Consider the following 4,153-nt stretch of genomic DNA (forward strand, 5'->3'; position numbering starts at 1 on the left):
TGGCCCCGCCGGATCCGCACTCAACCACCTCCCGATCCATGGACAATAATACCTTGCTCCATAATAATACAACCCGGTAGCCTCGTCCCGTTCTTTCCCGGTGTAACGGTATTCTTTGAGCTTAACCTCTTTTTCGCTGTTACCTACTACAAAAGAGGTTCCTCCATAAGGGAAGTATTCTTCATAGGAGATGAGCTCACCGATCTCATTTAACTCAAGTGAGGCAGACCCCAAATGGTTGCCACACTGGTACCGGATCTTGTTACTGTTTAGATCCCCCGGGTTGTCAGTTTCCCGGTTATGGACATCCACGGTCCAGTGGTTAACAATAGCAATCCGTGAAGTGTCATCCATCACATGGTGATCATATCGCTCCAGTTTTTTCAAAGAGCCATCAAATGAACTAATTCTCCTGATCTCAACGCCACCAAGATAGATCTTCTCTATTCGCTCATCGTTGGCAACGGTTATCTTTCTGACACGATTACCACTACCATCATAAACATAATATTCGGCATCATCTGGGGAGCCAGTTCTTTTAATAATCGTCGCTTTTGAGATGTTGTTGCGGTAGTTCCAGGAGATTTCGGCGATGTGCTCCAGTTCGGTGCAGTTACCATTCAGGTCGAAATAGGAGGAGATTGGACCGGTCATAGTAGCCGGAACTGCTCTGTTTGAGCCAGAATCGACTGTTATGTTTCGGGTGAAACTGCGGGTGCTGTGAGAAGCTGTATGCTGGATTCGAGTAAGATTGTTACCCTTATCATAACTATAAGTTCTGGTGTAGTTTGCAAGGGCATTGGCATCATTGATGTTTGCCAGATGCTGATTAAACCATTCATCTCCGTGCTGTGGGGTATTTTGGTTTAAGCCGGTGTGCTCGCGGCCGGTGGCACAGGTAAGGCGGTAGAGTGCATCGTATTCATAAGTGCATTTAGGCTCTACTACCTGATTGTTGGTAAATACCGAATCAAAGGAGTTATCCTCAATTTCAATGACGTTCCCTACGGGATCATACTGATATGCAATGTCCTGAAGCAGCTTGCTGTCACTGATTCGTTTTGTTTGAAGCGAAGTTAGGCGAAAGGTTTTGTCGTCGTACTCATATTCAGTGAAGGTTCCGTTGCCGTAATCGATTCTTTGCCGCTGTCCCTTAGCGTTATAACGAATGCCTGTGACAAAATCGGTGAACTCAGTTTCATTTTTAAGTTGCACCCTAACCTTGTTGAGAGCGCCGGACTGATGAAACTCCGCAACGGTAATACTTTCGTCAGGTTTCTCCTGCTCTATAACATGACCAAGCGCGTCATAGTTGTTATTTGTGGTAAACGTCTCAGATTCCAGAAGTGAGTCAGGATCCGCAACATCCCAGTTTACCTCTGTATCATAAGCACCGGTTGTAAGCGCGCGGAGACGATAAACACTTTGCGGCACTTCACCTTTGAAGGTATATGCAGGAACGGTTGTGCAGCCCGCTTCATCATAGGTTTTATACATCTGCCCACGAAGGTTTTTGTCCTGCGGATCAGTTTGCGATTCACCGTAGATAATTTTCTGCACCAGATTATCCAGACCATTACCGACAACCCTATTTTCGGTAGGCCTGTGAAGAGTATCGTAGTTTATAGTTACAACATGCCCTTTAGCATCAAAAGTTTTAACCGGATTCTCCATCACATCAATAAAAACCCTGTCATCCCCGGCATCGATATTCTGCGTCCTTAAGGAATGTTCCGCCATATCATAGGTATAAGTAAACGCAACATTGCCTCGCGGATCGGTTACAGTCAGAGGATTTCCGGTGATATCGAAGGTAGTTACTGTCTCATAAATCTGATCCGTTGTAGCTGTATCCTTATTTTCCAGATACTGCCTTACCCTAAACTTTCTGCCCAGTGTGTCGAGTATTGCCACCTGCGGAGTATTAAAATGATCATGCCCTGCCTTATTATCGTTCTGGTCGTGGGTTTCCACTTCCCATGGAGTAAATTCAACACGAGTAAAATGACCATCAGGCAGATCGGTTTTCACCACCCGCATCAGCGGGTCGTAATGAATGATTGGCGTAACGCCAAATTCAGCAAAAAACTGCTCAGGCTCATATTCGTGCTTTGCACTGTAGAAAGGTTCGTACTGCTTTACCGGTTCCTGCTTATTATTGTAAACGACACGCCCCGATACAAGCCAGCGGTCTTCAACCTCCTCCTCTTCATACTCATCATTGTCCTGACGCACCCAGGCAAGCCCACTCTCAACCTTAATCTTACTCTGAAGCTCACGCTCAAAACCATCACTGTAACCCAGACTTATCTGTATCCTCGATGTTTCACCCCCAGCCAGATCACTGACATGTGTCTCACGGGCAAGAGCAGGGATTCCTGAATGCCATGTCTGTCTGGAAAACGCTTGGAAGACCAAAGAATTCAGTAATGGATGATCAGACTTTACTCAAAAAGTATAAGAGTCTTTATGTAGACCTGAAAAACGGTTTATCTGTAAGATAAAGGTATGAAAGTACACGATGTATGTTTGAATACTGTTTTGAAAGAAAGGAAGGTGATTAAGTATGGCAGGATGTGAATTTTGTTTACAATTTATAGAGTAATGAAAGCAGCTGGTTCATCTCACTTTTAAGTTTTTTTTTGAAAATTATAGTGCAAGACTACGAATTAATTATTTGTACGAATCTAAGAATTTTGCAACAATAATATTTCCATTTTCAGAAAGAATAATATTGTTAGTACCCAGACCTAAAATGTTTAGTTGCTTACCACTTTTCAAAATTTCTACTAATGTCATATTTTCTATATTGATTCGGAAAAGATTTGATCCAACAATCTTCGTAGTTAAATCACCATCTCTTGATTGTTCTATAGTCGGATTATCTAAGTACATGCGGTTATCTAAAAAATATATCTTTGAATAAATTGAAAATGTATCACCTAGGAGATGATTAATCGGAATTAATTCTTGTTTTATTGAACTTGCAGTTAATAAAAATACTGAATTATATTTACTTACAACACAGATTAAATTATTTTCCAAAAAGTTATACTCAATCTCTGATAGTACGATAAGTGAATCTAATGGGAACGTTATTTGAGGTTGAGCTTTTATAAAATTTGTTAAAGATATACTAGTATTTGTAGATAATAATATGAGGTTATTTGAAATTAATTTCACCCTGTTTAACTTATCTTCCAAATGCAATGAAAATTCTTCGATAAATTCACCGTTAAATGTTTTCTTTGTTATTATAATATGAGATTGGGAATTATGTTTCCTAAGTGCATAAATATTTTGCTCTTCAATAATAAAATCCATTACTGGTGAACCAAATTGAATTGATTTTACTAATTCCGAATTTTGGTGGTGAATATTAATTTTATCATCTCCCACAAAACTGATAAAAAGTTTGTTGTCAAAAAATTTGGCAACATTAACGCTTTCGTTTTTAATATTCACTTTCATTATTATATCGCTATCAATCATAACTGAATAACTCCTAAAAATTATCAAAATATAAATCGCTATTATTTTATCTATTTTCAATGTAATTCCTTGTCGCCTGTGTAATATTTGCACCATCCCTCTCCGTTCCTGGTACAGCATTTAGTCTGCCATTGTTATTTACGAGGGTTGTTCCTGCTCCACACGCAGCAAGCCCAACGTTTACTTGTAGATTACTTTCAAGTGCCTCAAAAGTAATAAGATGATTTCCAACATCATTACCCAAATAAGGAACGTCCGAAATATGTGTTCTTCCAATACTGCTATGCGACATCAACACATTAATTGCATCGTCAGCATCATTTTGATTTAAGAAAGTCACTATTCCATCTAAATCACCTGTTGCGAAAGCCCTAACTTGAACATTATCATCTGGATATTTCAAAGCCAATTCGGCTTGAAAACCAGCAGCATATCCATGTGCATCAATCGTAACGTTCTGTTCATTACTATCAATTGCATTATAATATAATGCAATAAATATATCTGCTAAACCATCAGGGTCGATAAAAGATATAGGATTTCGTGTATACCGATAAGAATCTGCAAATTCCCTCGCCGGATCCGTACTCACCCACCTCCCCACATCCGCATCATAGTACCTAGCTCCAAAAAGGTACTATAGTTCAAGCCGGCGACCACA

At 40.0% G+C, this 4,153-nt stretch carries 2 protein-coding genes and 1 pseudogene; all 3 read right to left on the reverse strand.

The annotated features are described in order from the left end of the window. A partial coding sequence (locus QA601_18585; protein ID MDG5817112.1) for an RHS repeat-associated core domain-containing protein occupies positions 1–2,418 on the reverse strand: 2,418 nt, incomplete at its 3' end. A gap of 255 nt (positions 2,419–2,673) precedes the next feature. Continuing rightward, entirely contained in the window at positions 2,674–3,492 is an 819-nt protein-coding gene (locus tag QA601_18590; protein MDG5817113.1) for a hypothetical protein, read from the reverse strand. Between the two features lie 46 nt (positions 3,493–3,538). Beyond that, a pseudogene (locus tag QA601_18595) lies at positions 3,539–4,111 on the reverse strand (RHS repeat-associated core domain-containing protein). Between the last annotated feature and the right edge of the window lie 42 nt (positions 4,112–4,153).

It is taken from the genome of Chitinispirillales bacterium ANBcel5 (genome assembly GCA_029688955.1).
Lineage (GTDB): Bacteria > Fibrobacterota > Chitinivibrionia > Chitinivibrionales > Chitinispirillaceae > Cellulosispirillum > Cellulosispirillum alkaliphilum.

What these genes read in the sequence shown, in the direction of transcription:
- QA601_18590 (MDG5817113.1), bottom strand. Translation starts at nt 3,492, where the DNA reads ATGATTGATAGCGATATAATAATGAAAGTGAATATTAAAAACGAAAGC.